Genomic DNA, 23,284 nt, shown 5'->3' with positions numbered 1-23,284 from the left:
ACTAGAATTTAGCCATTGTCATCTGGAAAGTCTTAAATCCACCAGTAAGATTGCGAACCTTAAAGCCATGCTGGCGCAACAGGCGATAAGCCACGTGTCCGCGCAACCCTACCTGACAAGCGACTAGGATTTCCTTGTCCTTAGGCAATTCGCCTAACCGTTGACGCAGTTGATCAACGGGGATATTCAGCGCTTGCGGAAACGCGCCAACGTTCGTCAGCTCTGGAGGATTACGGACATCTAACACAACTTGTTCGGCAGAAGGGCTAGCCACTTCATCAACGTGGCATATCTGCTCGTCACCATCCAACACGTTTGTTGCTACCATGCCGGCCTGATTCACGACATCACGGGCAGAACCAAAAGGAGGGGCATAAGACAGTTCCAGATCCTGTAGATCTCGCACAGTCATGCCAGCACGCTGTGCGACTGCCAACACATCAATACGCTTGTCGATGCCATCCATCCCGACCGCTTGTGCCCCGAGGATTTTGCCATTGTTGGGATCAAATAACAGTTTCAGTGTCACCGGATGAGCACCTGGATAGTAACCCGCATGACTCGCGGTATGCACATAGACTTTTTCATAGGGTAATTGCAGCCGCTGTAGAGATTTCTCATTGAGGCCAGTACTGGCAATCGCCAAATCAAATAATTTGCAGATGGCCGTTGCTTGAGTGCGCCGATATTGTTTGTCCAGACCCAACATATTATCAGCGGCAATACGTCCCTGCCGGTTTGCTGGCCCGGCTAATGGTACCAAGGCTGCATTGCCAGTGACAAAATCCAGCGTTTCTACGGCATCCCCTACAGCATAAATATCTGGATCCGAAGTGCGCATTCCCGCATCCACTTTAATGCCGCCACGCTCCCCTAAAACCAGACCCGCACTATTGGCCAATGACACTTCTGGTTTAACGCCGATGGCCAGAATCACCATATCGGTTATTAGGGTTTGCCCAGTGGACAGTGTTAATGCCAGAGCAGTGTGATGGTGAGAAGGCTTGTCATAAACATCGGTTGCTTCTGGCTCTGATGGCATATTGTCACGGCTGTTTACTTCAGTAAGTCCGGTATTCAACCGCAGTTCCACACCTTTGTTAACTAATTCGCGATGCAACACATTAGCCATTTCGGGATCCACAGGAGCCATGACCTGTGGCGCTAACTCTAACAGTGAAATGCGGATCCCTCGCTGATGCAAAGCCTCTACCATTTCCAAACCGATAAATCCGCCGCCGACCACGGTCACATGCTGCGGTTTATGTGCGGCCAGTGCCGCAATAATGGCATCCATGTCAGCAATATTACGCAAGGTGAACACGTGGGGGTTGTTGATACCGGGGATCGGCGGTTTTACCGGTGCTGCACCGGGACTGAGCAGCAATTTATCGTAAGTATCTTCATAGCTGTCGCCCGTCAGCAGATTTTTGACTCGTAGTGTTTTATGGATGGCATCAATCGACATCACCTCATTGAACACCCGAACCTCAACATCAAAACGCTTTTTAAAACTTTCAGGCGTTTGCAGTAAAAGCGCTTCTCTGGCAGCGATATCACCACCGATATGATACGGCAGGCCACAATTAGCAAACGAGATAAACTCTCCCCGCTCCAACATAATAATCTGCGCCGATTCCGACATGCGTCTTGCTCGCGCAGCGGCTGAGGCACCACCAGCGACACCACCGACAATCACTATTTTCGTCATATCCACTCCAGATCTTGCGCTACCAAGATTTCCGTATAAACCTTTAACAATATTAAAATCAATGAAATAAGCTCTAGACCCGGTAAGTCACAAGGCGTGGTTAAGTACACTACCGCCTTGCAATCGCTAGCAGCAATCTGTCATTGTTTCCCCAAAAACCATCATCTATAAGAATAAACTTATGGAATGAATGCAACCCTTTTGCACAAAAAACGCGATGGTCAGCGATTTAACCGTCATCACATCAAAGCCCAATTCCAGTGACAAAGGTGCAATTTTGCTACGGTTTACGTGGTTGCAGTCGTTGCGCCCAACGCTCGCTCTGTTGACTTAGAAAGTGCTCAATGTCGGTGGTATAAGGCATGGCCACACCGACATCACGATTGATTTCTTTGTGTGTCATCGCCTCAGGCATTAACGTTGCGGTGCTGCCCAGCGCCTTAGCTTGGGTGACAAATGCCTCAGCTTGCTCACAAGGCTTGTCTGGGCGTTTTGATGAACAAACCGCCAAAAATGGCGCGATTTTGCCTTTCATCTGTAACTTCGGTGAGTTTTGCTGCCAATAGGCCATGTCTTTACCAAAGGCGGCATCATAGAAGCGGTAATGCGAGCGCCCCATAATCTCGACGACATCGTAAGCAGCACTGTCCAAAGCTACCGTCGCTAACCAGGGTTTTACTTGATAGCGTTGTTGCAATGACACATCAGTCGCCAGCAAACTAATTAAATGCGCCCCCGCAGAATGCCCCATCAACACCAGTTGGTGCGGGTCAATCTGAAACTCTGTAGCATGTTGCTGCACATAAGCGACTGCTTTGGCGACATCGGCGGCCTGCACTGCCGGTGCGGCATCGGGTAACATACGGTAATTGACCGAGATAAAGACGATCCCTTGTGGCACCCAGCGTTTCACTTTGTTCACCACCACATTGCTACTTGCCTTGTCGCCAATGCGCCACGCGCCGCCATGCACCACTACCACAACGGGAGCAGGTTGCTGAAGTTGACGTGGGGCGTAGCTGTCCAGTTGCTGTAATTTGTCGTCACCGTAGGCAATGTTATGACGGACGGTGATATGGTCATTGGCAAACGCTGCAGCATCACTGCTCTCAGTAAATAGGGCTTCATTGTCTTGATTAAGTCGCTCTGCACGACGCTCTTTGAATCGCTCTAACAATGACCCAGCACTCACAGTTTGCAGAGAGAACAACATTAAACAACCTATGACAGCCATAAGTGCGATGCTGTGTTTCATTTGACGCTCCGATTGTCTAAATGGCAGGCGAAATCAATGTACGAAATTGGCGATAAAACTACCAGATGCACCTGCTGCTCTGGCAAGAAAAACATTATTCACTGTGTTTGACTTTGCTCTAGCAACGCTGAATCAACAGCAGTTGTTTGCCATTAGAGTGGACTAAATATTGGAGCTTTGGGGCACAACCATAAACAATCAGAGATTCAGGCCCGAATTTAAGCATCAAGCACTAAGACCTGTCATTGAATGGGGATATTTAATTAGTGACATCACTGAGAATTTAGGCGAGTTCTAGCACAGCATTTATAGATGAGTAAAACCCTGTGGACGCACAACACCCCAAAGCATCTTATTAGCCATCCTGAGATCTCATGCAAAGTTTGGAGCCGACCAGCACATCGGAAGATGAATGCTGCGTACAGTTGTACCCAAAATATTGGGGCGCAAAGGGAGGATAAGTGCTGGAAACAGATACAAAAAAACCGACTTATCGTCGGTCTGTTATCTCACTAGGAGATGGTACCAGAGGACGGACTCGAACCGTCACGCTTTTAAGGGCGGGGCCGATGTTATTGAAAGCGAATCCCCTGTGCTCGCAGGTTTGCTAGCAACACAGCATTGAAGCTTAAACCCGCCGGTACACCAAATTTCAGACATAAAAAAACCGACTTTCGTCGGTTAGCTCTTTCTAGATGTTCTCTCTAGAAGAGATGGTACCAGAGGACGGACTCGAACCGTCACGCTTTTAAGGGCGGGGGATTTTGAATCCCCTGTGTCTACCGATTTCACCACTCTGGCACTGATTTGATTTTTCACGTTTTTACACGTATCGGTGATAGGTAATCATCGATACGGACGGCATTATACCTGTGCTTCATACAATCGCAAGCCCTTTCAGTGCACTCACTATAAAATGCTGTCTGACTGATTAATTTTACAACGCTAGGCATTTTTATGGTGGCCAGATGACACAAAAACTAACCCCTTCGACGATGGTAAATATCGTCAAAAATTTGATCGGCTTCTGATACTGTCCACACCGCTTCGAGCGAAAACCACATTTCTGGTGGTTTATTGATCGCGATCAGTTTACCCGCATTGCACATTGGCTATTTTTTAACTGACTTTACGATAAGAGGAGTAAGTGAATGACACTATTACTTGATATAGATGTAATGTTCACAACACCTCTGGGGTTACTGTCTACTCTCGTGCTGCTTGGCACTGTTGGACTCCTCAGTTACCTATCTTGGGTACTGATTGTAAAGTCTTCTAAGAGTTAGTTTTCGTATTTTCTTCTGAAGGTGACACTAAGAAGTGATTTGGGCAGCATTGCGCTGCCCTTTTTATTTATCGAAAAATATTAACTAAGCTGCGTGTTTGCGAACTTGCGCTAAGTTATTGATAAACTGCGGCCGAGTTTTAATTAGGTGTTGCATATCTTCTTTGCTTAATTCCCCAGCAGGTAATCTGAGGATCCTGCGGTTGAGATACTTACGGGCTTTCATGGAAATTTTGAAGTCAGCAGTTGGGCCCTGAATCGCGTAGTGGCGTTCATTGCCGATACATTCCAGAATGTGGCTCCGCAGCAAGCTCTGCACGACCAGATCATCTTTAGGCATAGTCAGCACCGAACTGCCTTGCAGAAAGAATTCTCGCAATAATGCCCGTTCAGCAGGATCGAGAAGTTGGACTTTTTCCTCTATCGCGTCATCCACTCGTCGGCCCTGCAGATATTTAATTGCTTCATCTAGCAGAAAATTGACAACCAACGCACCGATATACGCCAATGAACATAAAAGTCCTAGACCAATATAATGACCATTATTGATGGTCCATTCATCCAGACTTACGAGATGTAGTAATGGCGAAGGGACAAACAACAGTAAGGTAGTCAACAACATACCCCACAGTGATAGCCTCAGCAGCAGTCCACGCATACTGATTTTTTTCGGCAATGCCAGTCTGAATCGCTTCATGAAGATACCCGGTGTCAAAAACATAACAGTGACAGCTGACAAGCAAATAAAATGCCACTGTTAAATGTATTATTTAGGGAGAAAGCCGACATGGCATCGGCTTTACGAAGGAGGATTCGGTGGGATTATCGGTTAATCGTATCTTTGTGTAGTAAGTTGAGCGATATTAATGATGACTTCTACCGCCTTTTCCATTGACTCTAAACAGACAAACTCGTGTTTACCATGAAAATTATGTCCACCAGCAAACAAGTTAGGACATGGTAAGCCGCGATAGGACAGTTGGGCACCATCAGTACCGCCCCGAATGGGTTTGATATCGGGCGTAACACCTGCCATTTCCATTGCCCGACAAGCGATATCGGTAATATATGGTGTGGGCATCACGGCTTCTTTCATATTGAAGTAACTGTCTGAGATCGCAATCTCCAGACTGCCACTGGTCAACTCATCGTTGTATTTCTCAACTAGATCCCGCAACCATTGCTTCCGTTGCTCAAACTGCTGCTTGTCGAAATCGCGGATTAGATAAACCAATTTCGCTTGTTCTGTTGTGCCTTCCATCGACACCAGATGGAAAAAGCCCTCGTAGCCAGAGCTGTGCTCGGGGGTATCATTCAACGGCATCCGGGCATGGAACCGACAGGCCATAGTTGTTGCATTCACCATCACCCCAAAAGCACTGCCTGGATGACAAGTGTTACCACGGGCGGTAATGACGGCTGTTGCTGCGTTAAAATTCTCAAACTGTAATTCCCCTGCGGCACCACCATCTACTGTGTAAGCCCACTGTGCCGCAAAGTGCTCTACATCAAAGCCCTGTATGCCGCGACCAATTTCCTCATCTGGGGTAAAGCACAAGGCGATTTCACCATGAGGAATTTCAGGGTGCAGTAGCAGATAATGCAGCGCCGTGATAATTTCCGCGATACCTGCTTTGTCATCAGCGCCAAGCAACGTCGAGCCGTCGGCGGTGATTAGCGTCTTACCAATATAATGCAGGAGATCGGGGAATTGCTCCGGTGAAAGCTGTTCTATTGTCCCTAACGGTATGATCTGTCCCTGATAATCACTGATGATCTGCGGCTTAACGTTAGCGCCACTATAGTCTGGAGATGTATCTAGGTGTGCCAGAAATCCTATCACAGGAGTATCAGCCACAGTCGCAGGAACGCGAGCATAAAGACAGCAGGTATCGCTAAGAAAAACGTCACTAAAACCAAGTTCAGTCAATTCCTGCTTGAGCGCAACGGCAAATTTATGCTGACCAACTGAGCTGGGAATCGCAGAATTGTTAGGATCGGATTGCGTATCCGATTGCACATAACGCAAAAACCGAGAGAGCAGAGCTTCTTGCATAGTTTTGTAACCCTAGTGCAATAAAGTGGCTGCATTCTAGCACAACCAATTTGATTACATTAGATTTGGATCATATTTTTGGCGTTAGCTGAATTAGGCCTTTTGCGCCAATTTCAATAGCACCCGGCTAGCAGCGACAAAGCCAAAAGTCCCCGTAACAGAGGTCACTGCACCAAAGCCTGCCGAGCAGTCCATACGCATACTGCCAGTTACGCCTTCCTTGCTATTACATACGCTGCCATCTGGCTGCGGATATTTCAGCTGTTCACTGGAGAATACCGCATCCACACCAAATCGCCGTTGGGGATTCTTACTGAAGTTATATTCCCGCCGCAGTAGATTACGTACTTTCGCCAATAATGGATCCTGAATCGTTTTCGCCAAATCAGTTACTGATACCAATGTCGGGTCGAGTTGTCCGCCAGCACCACCAACGGTCACCAGCGGGATTTTGTTACGCTTACACCAAGCAATCAATGCTGCTTTAGGTTTGACGGCATCAATACAGTCCACTACAAAATCCGTCGCACCTGCTGGTAGCAGATATTCAGCAAGATTATCAGCGCAGATAAAATCTTCAATCTCGGTGACCTGACACAACGGATTGATCTCCTTAATACGTTCCGCCATTACCTTGACTTTTGACTGTCCCACGGTGGAAGCCAGCGCATGGATTTGCCGATTGCTGTTGGTAACACACACATCATCCAGATCCATCAAGCTGATGTTACCAACACCGCTCCGTGCCAACGCCTCGGCCACCCAAGTGCCCACACCACCAATACCTATGACCATCACACGGGCTTGAGAAAATACCTGTAACGCTTTAACACCATATAGTCTGGCGATACCACCAAAGCGTAATTGGTAAGCATCTGCTTCAATCATTGTTACTGACAAGATGACGTTCCTAGACTCAGAGATCGCAGTTTGCAATTGGGAAAGCAAAACTGCGTTTTAAATAGGTTAACTCATTTGCGTTTTGTAATTGTTTCACAAATTTATGGTCTCTGTCTTGTGTGTATCACAAGCTTGCTCTTAACGCTCAGATTTTATTCATTAAAAAATTTTACTTTTTTCAAACATCGACTATTACTAATTTATCCTTTAGTTGAACGGCAAGATCGGATACAGGCTGGCATACTGATAAGCCAATGCGTTTTTGCTCATACCACAGGAGGTTACGCTAAAAATAATCACTGCTGAATTTTTAATCGCTAATAGGTGTTTTTGTCACTTTTTTGAAAAAGTTCCGTGGCGCCAGGACATAAAGTGTGATCAATGCCACAATATTAAAAAATTAAAACTGTAAGAATTCGCGCAGCTTTATCTTGAGCAGGAAGCCCGGGATTAGCCCAGGAACACGAAAAGCAAAACCATAAATAAATGGAATAGAACTTAGGTTCTAGGGAGCACATACATGAAGAAAAGTTTTATCTCTGCGTCAGTAGCTACTGTTCTGGCAGCCGCCTCTTTCGGTGCACTGGCTGATGGTCCATCTTTCTACGGTCGTTTCGACCTGATGCTCACTAACTCTCAGAATAGTTCAACCCTGCAGGGTGATACTTCTGGCGTTACTGTTGGTGAGAGCGGTACTTATCTGGAAAACAACTTCTCATGGTTAGGTGTTAAAGGCACCGAAAAGATTTCTGATAGCGTAGAAGTCGTATACCAAGCGGAATGGGGCTTTGAAAATACCTCTAACACTGGTAGCTCTACCGTATTCAACTCTCGTAACACTTACTTTGGTTTCAAAACTGCTGCCGGTACTGCGGTATTCGGCCGTAACGATACCGTATTCAAAAATTCTGAAGGCGGCATCGACCTGTTCGGTAACACCAACGCGGATATGGACCGTATACTGCAGGCTCAAAGCCGTGTAGCTGACGGTGTATGGTATTATTCTCCAAAAATTGCTGGTGTTTTGACTCTGAACGCTAACTATCAGTTCGATGATAACAATGCCACTACTTCTGCCGGGGATGGCAGCAGCCAGTATGCACTGAGTGCCACTCTGGGTGACAAAGGCTTCAAAGCGCAGAACTACTACGCAGCAGCAGCCTACAACAAAGGCATCAATGGTATTGATGCCTACCGTGTAGTTGGTCAGGTTAAACTGGATCAATTCAAAGTAGGTGCGTTGTTCCAACAGTCTGAAAACGTACTGAACAGCGACATCGATGGTAGTACTTACCTGGTTAACGTTGCTTATAATCTGAACGGTGTAAACCTGAAAGCTGAATACATCTATGATGATGGTGGTTTCGGTAGCTACTTCAAAAACATCTCAGGTGTTAACATGAAGGCTGATACCGTGGCTACTCGCTCTGTAAGTGATGTAAGCGTTTCTAACTTCATCGTTGGTGCAGACTACAAAGTTGCTAAAACCACTATGTTGTACGGTCACTATGCTTACTACACTGGTGACTATAAGCAAGATGGTGCCAAAATCGACCTGGATGACGACAACGTATTCTCTGTAGGTGTACGTTACGACTTCTAATCCTGTTTAAGGATGCAAAAAGGCGGCCTGATGGTCGCCTTTTTATTATTAAGAACAGGTCAAAATTGACCAACAATACCTGAAAACATCAGAACCTAGCGAGAGTTTCTTCCACTTTGCGGAGCCAAGTACAGTTGTCACAATCACATTTACGTCGTGACAAGTGATGCGGTGTCAGATTGGCATCAACAAAGTCGACAGCAATTAGCAGTTGCTGCTTCAATTCTTCCACTGATTTTTCTTCCAAGGCGACTAAGCTGTCATTACGGTTCATCCAGATACATTCCATTCCCTGATGACAGAAAATGCATTGCTCATCGACGGCATTAAAAAAACCGGAATGAGGACAGTGACGTAACTCCATCGACTGGATCACTCTAGGTCTGGCGTATTCAAATAGCGCGATTAGTTCACGCTTGTCAGGCTCAGGCATAACGCCTCCGCTAAGATATGTCTATGGGACAAAGGTTACCCCTGACTGTTTTCGCTATATTTGATGTATGTCAAAGTGTCAGATAATCAGATGCGTTAGGAACATGCAAATCTGATATAGATCTCGCTTATATTGGTTTGTTCCCTACTTTGACTGCTGTTTAAATGGGCGGATAATCTAAGCTTCACTGCGGTAGGAGATGGTCGTTGCAAGTACCGGAATTACAACACTTCTACATTTCAGAAGAGCAGTCTGTTTATCTGCTTAGGGCCGATGATGCACGCAAACACCGCGCTTGGATCCGCCTTTGTCGTCAGCAACTGATAAAGCTTGGCTATGAAGAGCCTGAACTTATCGGCAAAGGTGCCTACGGTTTTGTCTTTGGAGGCCGCAATCGTTCCGGTGAAGAACATGTGTTCAAGTTTTCTCGTATCACCTTGCCACAGCACATTCAGGATCGCTTAGAAGAAGAAGCGTTTGTGTTATCACAAGTGCACCACCCCAACGTTCCTGCATTAATCAAATTTGAACGGGTTGGACGCCAAGGCATCATGGTGATGGCGCGCGCTTCTGGCCAGGATCTTGACCAACGCTGCCGCCAAATAGGAGCGCTACCGGTACATGAAATTATCAGTATCGCCCGGCAATTGGCGGATCTGCTGTTGTATCTGCGCCATGGCAGACCTTTGGTACATGGTGATATTAAACCATCAAACCTAGTGTATGACCCGCAGCAAGACAAGTTGTCACTGATTGACTGGGGCTCCGCGGTATTTGCTCAGCAGGAAGCAGACGGTCAACCGGCAAGTGCTAATGTGATGGAGTTATTGTCCTGCGACCAACAGCATACCAATGCCAGAATGGGCGATGTGTATTTTATTGGCGAGGAGCAACTGAACGGCGCCTTATCCAACCCACGTTTTGATGAGCAAGGTGTCGCAGCCACGCTATATGCGCTGGCGTCCGGTCAGGCCAGCCGTTTTGGCTCCAAGGTCATTCCTCCCACTAGCTTGGGATTACCTAAGGAACTGGCACGCACGCTGGAGGGAATGCTAAGTGATGACCCTAAATTACGTCAGCAAGCAGGTGATTATTTTCTGCGCAGTATGCGTTACAGTCATTATCTGCTGTTGCCGCCAGTGGCGGCGGTTGAGGTAACAGCGGATATTCCGGTGTGGGTGCAGTCTCAGAGCCGTGATGTGGAAACGGTCAGCTATAGCTCGCGCAAATCGTTTCTGCGCAGTCATCAAGGCGACATTGGCTCTGCCGAACCATTCCCCAATGATGTGCAGTTAGAAAAATACTATCGCAATTTTCTTGCGGGGATGGGCGATACCGAAAAGGGGTTTATCGCTGCGGTAGGGCGACTGGGGCAATATCCAATTGTTGGTGGACTGGCTATCCATTGGCGGGCACAGGGCGTATATATCGATTCCAATCTGGCGCTGTATGACGCGCCCCTTAAACCGGCACTCTTACAGGCGGTGAATAATATGGTGACGCTGGCGCGCGGGATCAGCAAAATCGGCGTCTTCAAAGCCTGTTTTTTTAACGCCAAAGATACCTTGCATCTGGAACGCGCCTCTGCTGCTATTCCCTTCAGCTGTAATGATGGTCAGCAGTTACCCTTTGAAATTGGCGATGTACCTAATCTGGAAGATAAGTCACGCCTGCATTCTTACTTTGAAGATGGTAAAGATCCAGATGAAAATCTAGAGCTGCCAGCAGAAATTATGGCGGAGCTGGAACGGCTTAACTTAATCCATCACACTGGCTGTATTATTTTCGAAGCCTTGCCGACCCACTTAAAAATTCATAGCTATCTGCGATTGCTCAATCCTCGTAAGCAGGCACAGTTTCGCGCCTGCCTTGACCGGATCCTGCTGCATGTTGACAAAATTCATGGTCAGGGCGTCTCGGGTTTTATGAAGCTCCCCTATAAAAACACCCGAGAGTTCTCCCATCTGCAGCGGCGCCCAGAACGATTTTTTCCACGTAACCCGAAGCGCAGCTGATTCAAATGGGTGCCCCCGGGGGCATGGGGACTGGATTCAAGATCATTCGCTTACTAGGCTGTTGCGCCTGTTGTTCAATAACGCTCTGCATCAGTTGATAATGCGCGGCGACAAAAGCGGTAACTCGTTTCTCCTTGCGATTGAACTGCTGCTGCCAGAAGGTGAGTTTAGCGCGCAGTTGTGCTCTGACCTCTGGGCTGGAGGCCGGATTTTCCATCGCATCCAGTACGGCATCCAATACCACCGCATTCACCCGCATTGCTACTGCTTCTTTATCACCCGACGGCAAATCGGCCAGCAATGTCTTGGCGGCTAACTGATCGAGTAACTTGCTGAGCGACAACTGTTCGTTGTCACGACTAGCTTGTTGCGCTATCCGGTTAAGGCGTTCGCTCTGCAACAATAAACTGACAACGTGCCGACTGAGCGCCTCAGCCATGGCCTGAGGATCATTTGCCACCCCGAGTGACGAAGCAAAGCTTTCACGGCTGCGTTGATAATCGCCAGCCTTGGGCACCAATTTGGCGTAGAGACTGGTGGGCAGGTATAGCGCATCGCTGTCCAACGCCGCCAACAGGGTCTGTAGTGCCCGTAGTTGCATCTCTGGTGCCATATAATGCCAACTGCCGCCGTGAATATCTGCCTGATAACTGTAATCAATCCCGCCAATGAATTTGGCTGCCGCCTGCAACTGATAACGGCTCAGCAAATATACCGGTACTAACGCATCGGCCAGTTCCCCCAAAGGTTGCCCATTGAGTAACGCCGTGCCGGAAAATTGCTGTAACGCTAGCTTACGTACCTGCTGCAAGCGCTCCAGTTCGACAACTGGATCATCGCCACGATCCCATAGACTGGCCCAAGCATTTGCGGCAGAAGACTGCCGAGAATCGGCCTCAGCAATATAGCGCAAGCCCTGTTGCTGCACTTGTTGTAATAATTCAGCCAACGCTGTTCTGGTCGCCGTTTGCTCACCAAAATCGCCATAGCCATAGGCGATAGCAAATTTGTCCCACTCACCAATGCCTTCGCGGTAGGGCTGACTGATATCAATTTGACCTTCATGCACACGGATATAAGGATGTGGATAATCCATCACCGAAGCGTTGCCGTTGCTGGAAGCTGCAAAATTGTGACTCAGACCCAGCGTATGACCAATTTCATGCGCCGCTAATTGACGGATGCGCGCCAGCGCCAATGCCATTGACGCATTATCGGCGGCGACCCTGTCACTCCACCCAGCAGTGACACCCCGAGCGATCAGTAAATCCTGTCGCACCCGTAAGCTGCCCAGTGTCACTTGACCTTTGATGATCTCGCCAGTACGTGGATCAGTCACCACCGCGCCATAGGACCAACCGCGGGTAGCGCGGTGCACCCATTGCACCACGTTGTAACGGATATCTTGGGGATCAGCGTCATCCGGCAACATTTCCATCTTGAAAGCATTGAGAAACCCGGCAGCAGCAAAGGCCTGACTCCACCAGCGCCCGCCTTCTAATAATGCGCTACGTATCGGCTCCGGCACGCCGGGATCCAGATAATACACTATCGGCTTTATGACCTCGCTAGGGGCAGGACCAGGATGCACTTTTTGCAGACGATGGCGAAGCAACAGTCGTTTAGTCATCTCCTGATCAATGGGTGTGGCGTAATCACGATATTCGTCAGCAAGGTACCCACTCATCGGCGTATAGGCTCGTGGTTGATATCCAGGCTCTGGTAAGGCAATGAAAGAGAAGCGTACTTGCAATGATAGCGCTTGCCCATCAGGTGCCACATCGGCCACTTGCGCGCCTGCTTTATCGGCGCTAAATGTCAGTTGTACGTCCACATCGCTGTTGCGCTCAAACGATTTAACGGAGGTAGGCAAGATCACCGAACGGCTTTGATCCAGATGGTAATGCCCCTGCCCAGTGGCGCTTAACTGTTGGGTAATGCCATGCAGATCTGTCAGCAACAGCTCGTTGAGTGGTACTAACAGACGCTTTCCTGGCAGCAGTTTTCCTTGCCATAATACGGAATCAGCAAAGGCATCGGCGACGGCACGCTGCTCAAAAGGGTTGTTGCTACCAGCTCGATAATGGGTATTGAGTTGTTTGAGCAGCACATAAGGCCCCTGCCGTTCCAGCTGTACCATCCGGGTATTTCCCAGTTGGCCGCGATCGAGCCCAATATCATTAGAACCAGCACCTTGTGGCAGACTGGTTAGCAACAGCATGGGGCGATTCAGGTGATTGGCTTCCAGATACAGCTGACCACTGCCATTATCAAAGTAGAAATTGATAAAACCTTCGGCTTTATCACTGTTACGTATGACACTGGCACTGTCTTCCGCCGCCGATAATGTCAGCGGCATTAGCAACAACAGCCACCATAACAATCCCGAAAATGGCTTCATACCACTTATCCCCTGTGCTTGTTTCGCTTCCGTGCATCCAAGTTAAGGGATTGATCCGCTTATCTCAAGCTTTGTGTATCCAGTGGCTGAGTGTTTCAAACAACTCATTGAGCATAATCGGCTTGGTAATGTGGGCGTTCATGCCTGCTTCTAAGCTCTTGTCTTTATCACCAGACATGGCATGAGCGGTCATAGCGATAATGGGAAGTTGTTCCATTGAATATTGTTTACGTAGCTCTCGCGTGGCGGTTAAACCATCCATAACGGGCATCTGAATATCCATCAGCACTGCGTCATACGTTTTTTCTGCCACCATTGCCAGCGCCACTTTGCCGTTTTCGGCTACATCTACGTCATAACCGCCGCTACGAAGCAGTTCACAGGCAACTTGTTGGTTGATAAGGTTATCTTCCACCAACAGCACCACCCCACGTAGTTCACTATTGTCAGTTGTTGACAGCTCTTGCACGGCATTATGTTCGGGGGCTTCACAAAATGCCGCTACGATTTCATTGAACAACGCCGATGACTTAAACGGTTTCTGCAGCAAAGCAAACACCTTGGTACTGCCCAGTTCCTGTGCCATTGGTTCAGCCGCATAAGCAGTCATCATGATCACCACTGGCCGTTTGCTAATTTTGCCATTGCTGACCATTTCATCCATCGCCACCAGCACGTCCCGACCGTCCATTTCCGGCATTTTCCAGTCAATCAGTAACAGATCAACAGGTTGCTGAGCCAATTTAAACAACGCTTCTGGCCCACTGGCGGCGGTTTCCACATCAAAATGAAAATCACGCAATTGCGAGGCATAAATCTGTAATGCCGAAGGATTGTCATCCACTACCAAGGTACGCAGATTATTGAGTTGTTCCGGTACAGTTAACGGCGTAACGGGTGCTTCCTCAGCGATTTCAAAGCTGACGGTGAAAGTAAAAATACTGCCAACCCCCGGCTCACTCTGCACTTGTAGATCGCCGCCCATCATGGAGACCAAATGCTTACTGATGGATAAACCAAGACCGGTACCGCCATATTGACGTGTGGTCGAGCCATCTGCTTGGGCAAACGCATCAAATAGTTGCGCCTGCTTGGTCTTTTCAATGCCGATACCAGTATCCCGTACCCAGAATTTCAACGTCATCCGGTGATTGCGTTCACCCACATCTTCGCAGCCCAGTTCAATCTCGCCATCAGTGGTAAACTTCACCGCATTAGATAGCAGATTGACCAACACCTGCCCGAGTCGCAATGGGTCGCCTTTGAGGAGCAATCCAGCAGTCACTGGTGCATAGAGCAGCAGTTCAATACCCTTTTCTTGGGCTTTGAGCGCATTAAGATCTAGCGCATGTTCCAGTACTTTATCCAACTGGAACGGCACTTTTTCCAGCTCCAGCTTACCTGCCTCAATTTTTGAGAAGTCGAGAATGTCGTTGATGATCCGTAATAGTGACTGTGCCGAGAATCCGGCTTTTTCCAGATAGTCCTGTTGCTGCGGAGTCAGGCTGGTACGCTGAGCCAACTGCAGCATGCCGATAATGGCATTCATCGGGGTACGGATCTCGTGGCTCATATTCGCCAGAAACTCACTCTTATAGAGGTTAGCCAGTTCCGCATCTTTTTTGGCTTCCAACAATGCCAGCTCGGTATTCTTGTGGCGGGTAATGTCCTTATTGGTGCCCAGCATACGTTTAGGTTCACCGTTGCTAGTGAACTCCACCACCCGACCGCGAGCCAGCACCCAGTGATAATTGCCACCCTTACCCAGCATGCGGAATTCCACATCATAAGTTCCAACGGGATCCCGCAGATACTGTTCGCGGGTTTCCTGCACTCGCAGTCGATCATCCGGATGCGTCAACTCATCGATGGTGGACATCAATGCGGGGAACTCGTTGGCCTTATATCCCAGCATGGTGTAGAAAGACGGATTACAGATAAGCTGTTCTGAATCCAGATACCAGTCCCACAAACCATCTTCTACTGCATCCATCGCCAGATGGTAGCGCTCTTCAGACAAACGCAACTGTTCTGCAGATTCATATTCGCGGGTGACATCACGCCATACCACAATCAGTCCCTGCAACTCACCACGGCGGTTATAAAACGGCAGTTTCAAGGTGTCGAGCAGTACAGGTCTCCCAGCGAGTTCCACTTTTTCCTGGTAACGTAATGGCGTTCGTTCCTGCAAGACTTTGGCGTCTTCATGACGGATGCGTTGTGATAATTCGGGAGGTGTCAGATCGCGATCTGACAAGCCGATCATTTCGCTTTCGGTATAGCCCAGTACCCGCTCTGCCGCTTTATTGCACCCGAGGTATTTGCCTTCTTTATCTTTGAATACAATCGCTTCGGGAATCGAGTCCAAAAGCGATCGCAATAACGCAAACTCCTGCTCGCGGCGCTCGGTGGTTTCCCGCAAACGCTCAGTGCGCCGTGCCACCAGTTTATCCAGACGCTTATTCTGTTCAGCCAGATGTTTAGTGTACTGTTGATTTTCATCAAAAATCCGGCTCACTAACTGGAACCAAGGCTGCCAGTCACGATTTATCTTACTCGGCGGTTCTTGCGGTGATTGCGAGCAGGCTTCTAGATGATTCAACAAACGCGAAGCGGGACTGACAAATGAGCGGCGGGTCTGCCAATGCACTATGGTCACCAAAATCGACAAAGCCAAGACCACGAGGAAGAAGGTAGCTTTCAGCTTCTCAAAGGAATCGGAAAACATGTCGTCTACGTTCTGCAGATACAGTAAACGCCATGGCGCGTTATGCAGCGCGACTGAGTAGATGTAATAACCGTTGCGGATCATGCCTTCATGGGCATCAAACAACTCAGATTCTGGTAAGGAGTGCAGTTCAGCCGGGATACGCTGGCTGATGTGGTACACGCGGTTAATACTGGAAGTGTCAAAATCACTGTGAGACAGGATGTTGTTGCCCTGATCCAGCAGGATCACTGTCCCCGGCATTTTAAAATATAGGCGAATCTGCCTTGCCAGTGACGCTAACGTCATATCAAGGTTGATAGAACCAATGAAATCATCGTCGAGATAAATCGGTACCCCGAGAGTGGTCAGCAAGCCATTGCCAGCGGAATCCACATAAGCTTCACTCCAGAACACGCTACGCTGTGGGTTCATCTCTGGGGTTGCCAACTGGAACTGTTTGCGATGTAACAGCTCATCACGAAAACGTACATCATCCGATGGCCAAGGATAATAGGACATCATCCGTCGTTTGGAGATGTAATAAATAGCGGATGCTTTAGGTGCCGCCTCCTTCGCTACCGGAAACGACAGTGACAGCTCAAACAGCATCTCCAATTCTTGATAGAACTTTTCGCTGCGGCCGTCCAAAGCTCCGATACCGGTAATGCGCCCCATATTGGTAAAGGGATCGCCACTTCTGGCATAGGTGGGTTCTAAAGTGAAATACTGACCGCTTTCATTAAACTTTTCATACTGTGGCAAACGCTCTTTGCGCACCTGTTCCGCCAACCGCAGGTGATCTACGGCAATATCCCGCAGACTTTTCACCGCACGGATACTGGACTCCAGCAACAGGTCTATCTGCATCACATGCCGGTCAACCTGCTCCTCTCGTAGCTGCATCTGCTCACTTTTCTGCCGCTCATAAAACCCCCAAGCGGTCAGTAATGCCAGCACAATTACCCCGATGTAAGTGTAAAACACGGCACGGTTATAATTTTTCTGAATGGGCGATTTTAGCTGGAGTTCAGGTTCAGTCGGTTTCATCCTAGCCCTTGCACAACGGCTGTATACAGGGAACAGCACGGAAAACTCTCACTATGATAGCAGCTTACCAAGGAAAACAAAGGCCTCCACAGAGGCCTTACACTGGATTACAAAGACTTACAACTGTTCTTCAGCAAATTCAGCAAGCCGCGAGCGTACCACGCCATTGAGATAAAGATTGGCACTGCCTTCAAACTGCTTGAACCGCTCCACGATGTAGGTCAAACCGGAAGTCACCGCAGTGAGATAGTTAGAATCAATCTGTGCCAAATTGCCGCAACAGATAAGTTTGGTGCCTTCGCCCATGCGGGTGATCATGGTTTTGATCTGAGAGGCTGTCAGATTTTGGCATTCATCTAGCAATACCACGGAATTTTGAATCGAACGCCCACGCATAAAGTTAATGGATTTAAACTGAATATTGGCCTTATCCATGATGTAATTGAGTGAACCCGCGGGGTTAACATCATGTTTGTGCAGCACTTCCAGTGTATCGGTGATAGCTGCCAGCCACGGCGCCATTTTCTCTTCCTCCGTTCCCGGTAGAAAGCCAATTGATTCGGCAATTTCCGGGGTATTACGGGTCACGATCACCTTGTCATACTGATTGCGTTCCACCACTAGCTCTAATGCCGCCGCCATCGCCAGCAGTGTTTTACCACAACCCGCAGGACCGGTCAGGATCACCATATCAATGCTCGGATCCAACAGCGCCTGCAGTGCCATGCCTTGATAAATATTCTTCGGGCGAACCCCCCAAGCTTCCATATTCAATAACCGTTCGCGTCCAAGATCTAACACACTCAGCGAGGAGTCAGTACGGCCAACCACCCGACCGCAGAAGTTGGAGTCTTGATCCAACAGATATTGATTCATGTAAAAAATATCATCGCCCAGATCTTTAAGCGGTACATCGTGCACTGTCTGGCGGCCATGACGCTCTGTCGCCACCCGGTCCAGATGTTCCCAGAAATTCCCTTCAAATTCATGAAATCCCTTGGATAAAAAGCGGATATCGTCGATCAGTTGGTCGGTACGATAGTCCTCTACCATCAGCATCCCCGCCCCTTTGGCTTTGAGACGCATGTTGATATCTTTAGTTACCAGCACCACTGGTCGAGGGTGATGTAGCTTCTGCAAATAAAGCGCGGTATTGATAATGCGGTTATCGTTGTTATCGCCAGGTAATGCACCAATAGTGAACTCAATCTGGTGGTCGGGGAAGATGGCGAGAGTGCCAGTCGCATCGCCGTGGCCTTCACGTGCGGGTAGCGGCACGCCGCTAATAATTTGTTCCGGGGTGATATCGCCGCCAAGCGTATCTTCTAAGGCCCTGATGGCCACTCTGGCATCGCGACTGACATCGCGTTTGCGGTCTTTAATCTGGTCCAGTTCTTCAAGCACCGTCATAGGAACTATTACGTCGTGCTCTTTAAACGAATATATCGCCAAGGGTTCATGCAATAAAACATTGGTATCAAGTACAAACAATTTTCTGTCGTCTTGTTCCATAGCGCCTCCATAGCGTCATTGCATTATGACTTTGTGGTTTTTGTCGGGCGGGTAACGCCTAGTATCAGATAAGAGGCTCCTGTGGTTGGATGAATGGCAAGCGTCCCCCGGTGACAGGTTCAGTTTTTATACTGTCACCATTACTATGGGATGACAATCGCTTCGCGTTAAGAATTTTTAACAGCAATTTTACATTAGTAAAATCTACCTCTGTCGATTACAGCCGCCTTCGGCAGGATTGGTATTATAATCGCTTTGGTATAACATACGCGCCCTTCACTAGGCACCGAGGAAAAGAGTTAAAAATGCCATTTGCTTTAGGTCAACGCTGGATCAGTGATACGGAATCAGAGCTAGGATTAGGCACGGTGGTACAATTGGAAGGTAGGATGGTCACCCTGCTATTTCCTGCAACCGGAGAAAGCCGCATCTTCTCCCGCCATGATGCCCCCTTAACCCGCGTGATCTACAACCCCGGTGATAAAGTCAAAAGTCATGAAGGCTGGACACTGGAAATCCAGACGGTTGCGGAACATGACGGTTTAGTCCTCTACCATGGTACCAATACCGACAACGGCGAAGCCGTGTCGCTACGCGAAACCTTGCTGGATCACAATATCCGCTTTAACAAACCGCAGGATCGGCTGTTTGCCGGTCAGTTGGATCGTCTTGATCGCTTCGGCGTGCGTTATCAGGCACAGCGTTTGCGCCACCATCTGGCAACTTCTGAATTGCTCGGATTACAGGGGCCAAGAGTTGGCCTTATTCCGCACCAGTTATGGATTGCCGCAGAAGTCGGCCGCCGTCATGCGCCCCGCGTTTTACTGGCGGATGAAGTGGGTCTTGGGAAAACCATCGAAGCTGGATTAATTATCCATCAGCAACTGATGACTGGCCGTGCTGAGCGCGTATTAATTCTGGTGCCAGATACCCTGCGGCACCAATGGCTGGTGGAGATGCTGCGACGCTTCAACCTGCGTTTCTCAGTGTTTGATGAAGAGCGTTGTGTCGAAGCCTTTGCCGATCACGATAATCCGTTTTATACCGAACAACTGGTGATCTGCTCACTGGATTTACTCAAACAAAAACGCCGCCTAGACCAAGCACTGGATGCTGACTGGGATTTATTGGTGGTGGATGAAGCCCACCATTTGGAATGGACCGCCGATAAACCCAGCAAGGCTTATCAGATAGTTGAGGCCTTAGCCCAGGTAGTACCTGGCGTCATGTTGCTGACAGCCACGCCAGACCAACTAGGACATGAAAGCCATTTCGCCAGATTAAGGTTGTTGGATCCTAACCGTTTTTACGACTATCCAGCTTTCATCAAGGAAGAACAGGATTATCGACAGGTGGCTCAAGCGGCTGATGCTATCGCCAGCGGTCATAAGTTGCCTGATGATGTGATTGCGCTGCTGACCGAACTACTGGCCGAAAAAGATATCATTCCAGCCATCAAATTAATCCAAGCCGACAACATCACCCCAGAGCAACAACAGCAAGCGAGAGACGAGCTATTGCAACAACTGCTGGATCGCCACGGCACTGGTCGAGTGTTGTTCCGCAATAGCCGTGCCTCAGTGAAAGGCTTTCCACAGCGTATTTTTCAGGCTTATCCACAGCCGATGCCAGAACAGTATCAGACCGCCATGCGCGTAGCCCTGATGATGAATCGCAATCTGCCGGATGAAACCCAGGCACGACTGGCGCTAACACCAGAAAAACTGTATCAACAGTTTGATGAGCAATCCGCTGCCTGGTGGAAATTTGATCCTCGCGTTGACTGGCTGATCGATTTCCTGAAAAACCATCGCAGTAAAAAGGTACTGATCATCGCCGCTCAAGCCGCCACAGCGTTAAGTTTGGAAGAAGCACTGCGTACCCGCGAAGGGATTCTGACTACCGTATTCCACGAAGGCATGTCCATCATTGAACGGGACAAGGCCGGAGCATTTTTTGCACAGGAAGAAGGTGGCGCGCAGGCATTGATTTGCTCGGAAATTGGCTCCGAAGGCCGTAACTTCCAGTTTGCTAGTCACTTGGTGCTGTTTGATCTGCCACTTAACCCCGATCTGCTGGAACAGCGTATCGGCCGTCTCGATCGTATCGGTCAGCAGCACGATGTGAATATTCATCTGCCCTATATTGAAGACTGTGCTCAATCACGGTTGCTGAACTGGTATCACCAAGGGCTGAATGCCTTTGAGCAAACCTGTCCAGTTGGTCACATACTGTTCAAGGAGTTTGCTGCAGAACTGCTGCCATTGCTGGTTCATGAAGACGACGAAGCCATGACCAACCTGCTAAATCATACTCGTAGCCGTTACAAAGAGCTGAAGCAGGCCATGGAGCAAGGTCGCGATAAACTGCTGGAACTGAACTCCAACGGCGGCGATCGCGCTAAAGCGCTGGCCTGGCAACTGGCAGAAATGGATAGCGATACCGGTCTAATCGGTGCGGTTATTCGTTTATGGGATGTCATCGGTATCGACCAAGAAGATAAAGGCGAACACACCATTGTTTTGCGTCCTAGTGAACATATGATGTTTCCCACCTACCCTGGCTTGCCAGAAGATGGTGTGACCGTGACATTCGAGCGCGATACCGCTTTATCGCGGGATGATATTGCGTTGATCACTCAGGAACACCCGCTGGTACAAACAGGGCTGGATTTAATCACGGGGTCAGACACTGGCACCACCTGTGTAGCGTTGTTGAAAAACAAGGCATTACCCGCAGGAACGCTGTTTCTGGAGCTCATTTACATCGCCGATGCCTCAGCCCCGAAAGCCAGCCAGCTGTTCCGCTATCTACCCGCGACCCCGATCCGGGTGCTACTGGACAAAGACGGCAACGATCTGGCCGCAAAAGTCGCCTATGAACAGTGGGATCGGCAGTTAAGTCCAGTGAATCGCCATATCGGCAGCAAGCTGGTCAATGCCTCTCAACCGCTACTGCATCCGCTGTTGGCGAAAGGTGAACAACACGCCCAGACTGCCATGACAGCTTTACTGCAACAAGCTAGGCAGCAAATGGAAACGAGTCTGCATGCAGAGTTAGAACGCTTAGAAGCTCTGCAAACTGTCAATCCCAACATCCGCGACGAAGAACTGCTATTTTTACGGCAGCAAATCGCCGAACTGAATGGCTATTTGGACAACTGTCAACTGCGCTTGGATGCCATCCGGCTAGTACTGGTCAGCCATGTCTGATAACACAGGCCCGCAAATGCGGGCTTGTTTTTAAGTGCACCGCACTGTGTTTCAGCCACAATGCACTTATAATGAGTTTTTTACTGGCGGAATATCGTGTTGCTGAAGTTTATCCGAGTACTGCTGCTATTAATGTTGGCTTATGGTTTGTTCGCTGCGCCCACAGTGCAGGCTAACCCAACCGCTGACGCTGAACAGCAGACGAGTCAGATTCAAATTGATGGTAAACCCGTCACCGTGTTGACCCGTGATTGGCAGTATCGCATACACCGTGGCAGTGCCATCTTCATTCCTGCACCAGGTGATAATGCCATGTCACCAGGGTTGCTGGAGTATCTGCGACAACAACTGAATCTGTTAGGCTGGACCACTATCAGTCTCACGCCACCACCGCAACCAGCGGAACCCAATTTCACCACCGAGGCGACCGAAGTCAACAAAGCCGGTGATGGCAAGGTGCAAGACAGTGGCAACGCCACCACCCGCAAGCGCAGTGATACTGACTGGCAGCAATTACAACAATCGCAACAACACTATCTGCAGCAAGGATTGACACAATTGCAGGCATCGTCACAAGCGTTAGCTGGTAAAAAATTGCTGATTGCCGCCGGATCTTCTGCAGCATTAGTGCTTAACTTACTAAGTAACAACAACATTATGGCACCCGATCTGCTGGTACTGATCAATCCCTATGCCGATGAAGCTAATGCAAATGCGCAAATTCCCAAACTGTTGGCCAATTTGCCGCTGCCAGTGCTGGATTTACAATCACCAGACGCGAATAGCGCTTCACTTGCCACTCAATCACAGCGACAGCAAGTGTATGACAGCCACCCCGGGTATCACTCGCGACAATTGCTTATGGGGCTGGATTTGACCCAAGCCACGGCCTATGACGTATGTTTGCATCTGATAAATCAAATGGGCAGCAGCATTGTTGCAATTGATAAAGAAAATCCCGCAAAAGCAGTATCGCCTTAAAAGGCGACAGCTGAAATGTCTGTGGCCGTCTATAATTCAGGGCGGGATCGTACTTTTTAGCCCGTGTTGAGTTGTAGCTCTATGCTGTGATCTAATGGCTGCCCATTTCGCAATTAGCAGCCCTGATGGACTTACTCGAACACTTGACGGTTGTTGAAGAAAC

At 48.8% G+C, this 23,284-nt stretch carries 13 protein-coding genes and 1 tRNA gene; 4 read left to right on the top strand and 10 right to left on the bottom strand.

The window, feature by feature from the left end; all coding sequences use genetic code 11:
- Position 1: 1 nt before the first annotated feature.
- The 6 genes from J3L11_RS12505 to tcdA all read right to left on the bottom strand — a co-directional run bounded on the left by J3L11_RS12505 (position 2) and on the right by tcdA (position 7,195).
- On the bottom strand, positions 2-1,711 hold the full coding sequence (locus J3L11_RS12505; RefSeq protein WP_207571196.1) for an FAD-dependent oxidoreductase: 1,710 nt from the start codon (positions 1,709-1,711) through the stop codon (positions 2-4).
- Positions 1,712-1,991: 280 nt separating this feature from the next.
- A complete protein-coding gene (locus tag J3L11_RS12500; RefSeq protein ID WP_207571195.1) occupies positions 1,992-2,966 on the bottom strand; it encodes an alpha/beta hydrolase in 975 nt (324 codons plus the stop codon).
- A gap of 714 nt (positions 2,967-3,680) precedes the next feature.
- Positions 3,681-3,767 (bottom strand) — tRNA-Leu (locus J3L11_RS12495).
- 569 nt (positions 3,768-4,336) lie between these two features.
- Positions 4,337-4,948: a superinfection exclusion B family protein gene (locus J3L11_RS12490; protein ID WP_133037310.1), complete on the bottom strand. Its 612-nt coding sequence runs from the start codon at positions 4,946-4,948 to the stop codon at positions 4,337-4,339.
- 132 nt (positions 4,949-5,080) lie between these two features.
- Positions 5,081-6,307 carry a peptidase T gene (pepT, locus tag J3L11_RS12485; RefSeq protein ID WP_189616931.1) on the bottom strand — a complete coding sequence of 409 codons (1,227 nt, stop codon included), beginning with the start codon at positions 6,305-6,307 and terminating at the stop codon, positions 5,081-5,083.
- A 93-nt stretch (positions 6,308-6,400) separates the two neighbouring features.
- A complete protein-coding gene (tcdA, locus tag J3L11_RS12480) occupies positions 6,401-7,195 on the bottom strand; it encodes a tRNA cyclic N6-threonylcarbamoyladenosine(37) synthase TcdA (RefSeq protein WP_207571210.1) in 795 nt (264 codons plus the stop codon).
- 532 nt (positions 7,196-7,727) lie between these two features.
- On the opposite strand from tcdA, the gene J3L11_RS12475 reads away from it, so the two are divergent.
- Positions 7,728-8,810: a porin gene (locus J3L11_RS12475; protein WP_189616930.1), complete on the top strand. Its 1,083-nt coding sequence runs from the start codon at positions 7,728-7,730 to the stop codon at positions 8,808-8,810.
- Positions 8,811-8,898: 88 nt separating this feature from the next.
- Here J3L11_RS12475 and J3L11_RS12470 read toward each other — a convergent pair whose 3' ends face one another.
- Positions 8,899-9,243 (bottom strand): hypothetical protein, encoded by a 345-nt coding sequence (locus tag J3L11_RS12470; protein ID WP_133037313.1) that lies wholly within the window; start codon positions 9,241-9,243, stop codon positions 8,899-8,901.
- Positions 9,244-9,449: 206 nt separating this feature from the next.
- On the opposite strand from J3L11_RS12470, the gene J3L11_RS12465 reads away from it, so the two are divergent.
- Positions 9,450-11,258: a protein kinase gene (locus tag J3L11_RS12465; protein ID WP_189616929.1), complete on the top strand. Its 1,809-nt coding sequence runs from the start codon at positions 9,450-9,452 to the stop codon at positions 11,256-11,258.
- A 1-nt stretch (position 11,259) separates the two neighbouring features.
- Here J3L11_RS12465 and J3L11_RS12460 read toward each other — a convergent pair whose 3' ends face one another.
- From J3L11_RS12460 to J3L11_RS12450, 3 genes are all read right to left on the bottom strand, one after another.
- On the bottom strand, positions 11,260-13,659 hold the full coding sequence (locus tag J3L11_RS12460) for a zinc-dependent metalloprotease (RefSeq protein WP_207571194.1): 2,400 nt from the start codon (positions 13,657-13,659) through the stop codon (positions 11,260-11,262).
- Positions 13,660-13,723: 64 nt separating this feature from the next.
- Positions 13,724-17,416, bottom strand: coding sequence for a response regulator (locus J3L11_RS12455; RefSeq protein ID WP_207571193.1), 3,693 nt, complete (start codon positions 17,414-17,416; stop codon positions 13,724-13,726).
- Between the two features lie 117 nt (positions 17,417-17,533).
- Positions 17,534-18,928 carry a PhoH family protein gene (locus J3L11_RS12450; RefSeq protein ID WP_133037317.1) on the bottom strand — a complete coding sequence of 465 codons (1,395 nt, stop codon included), beginning with the start codon at positions 18,926-18,928 and terminating at the stop codon, positions 17,534-17,536.
- A gap of 305 nt (positions 18,929-19,233) precedes the next feature.
- On the opposite strand from J3L11_RS12450, the gene rapA reads away from it, so the two are divergent.
- Complete coding sequence (rapA, locus tag J3L11_RS12445) at positions 19,234-22,140, top strand: RNA polymerase-associated protein RapA (protein ID WP_207571192.1); 2,907 nt, start codon at positions 19,234-19,236, stop codon at positions 22,138-22,140.
- Between the two features lie 99 nt (positions 22,141-22,239).
- The gene (locus J3L11_RS12440) at positions 22,240-23,121 is read left to right on the top strand and encodes a DUF3530 family protein (RefSeq protein ID WP_207571191.1); all 882 of its coding nucleotides are present in this window, start codon (positions 22,240-22,242) and stop codon (positions 23,119-23,121) included.
- Positions 23,122-23,284 lie beyond the last annotated feature (163 nt).

The organism is Shewanella sp. 4t3-1-2LB, from assembly GCF_017368415.1.
GTDB classification, from domain to species: Bacteria; Pseudomonadota; Gammaproteobacteria; order Enterobacterales; family Shewanellaceae; genus Shewanella; species Shewanella fodinae.
The sequence above is the reverse complement of the archived record's forward strand: the minus strand, read 5'-3'. Positions and strand labels throughout refer to the sequence as shown.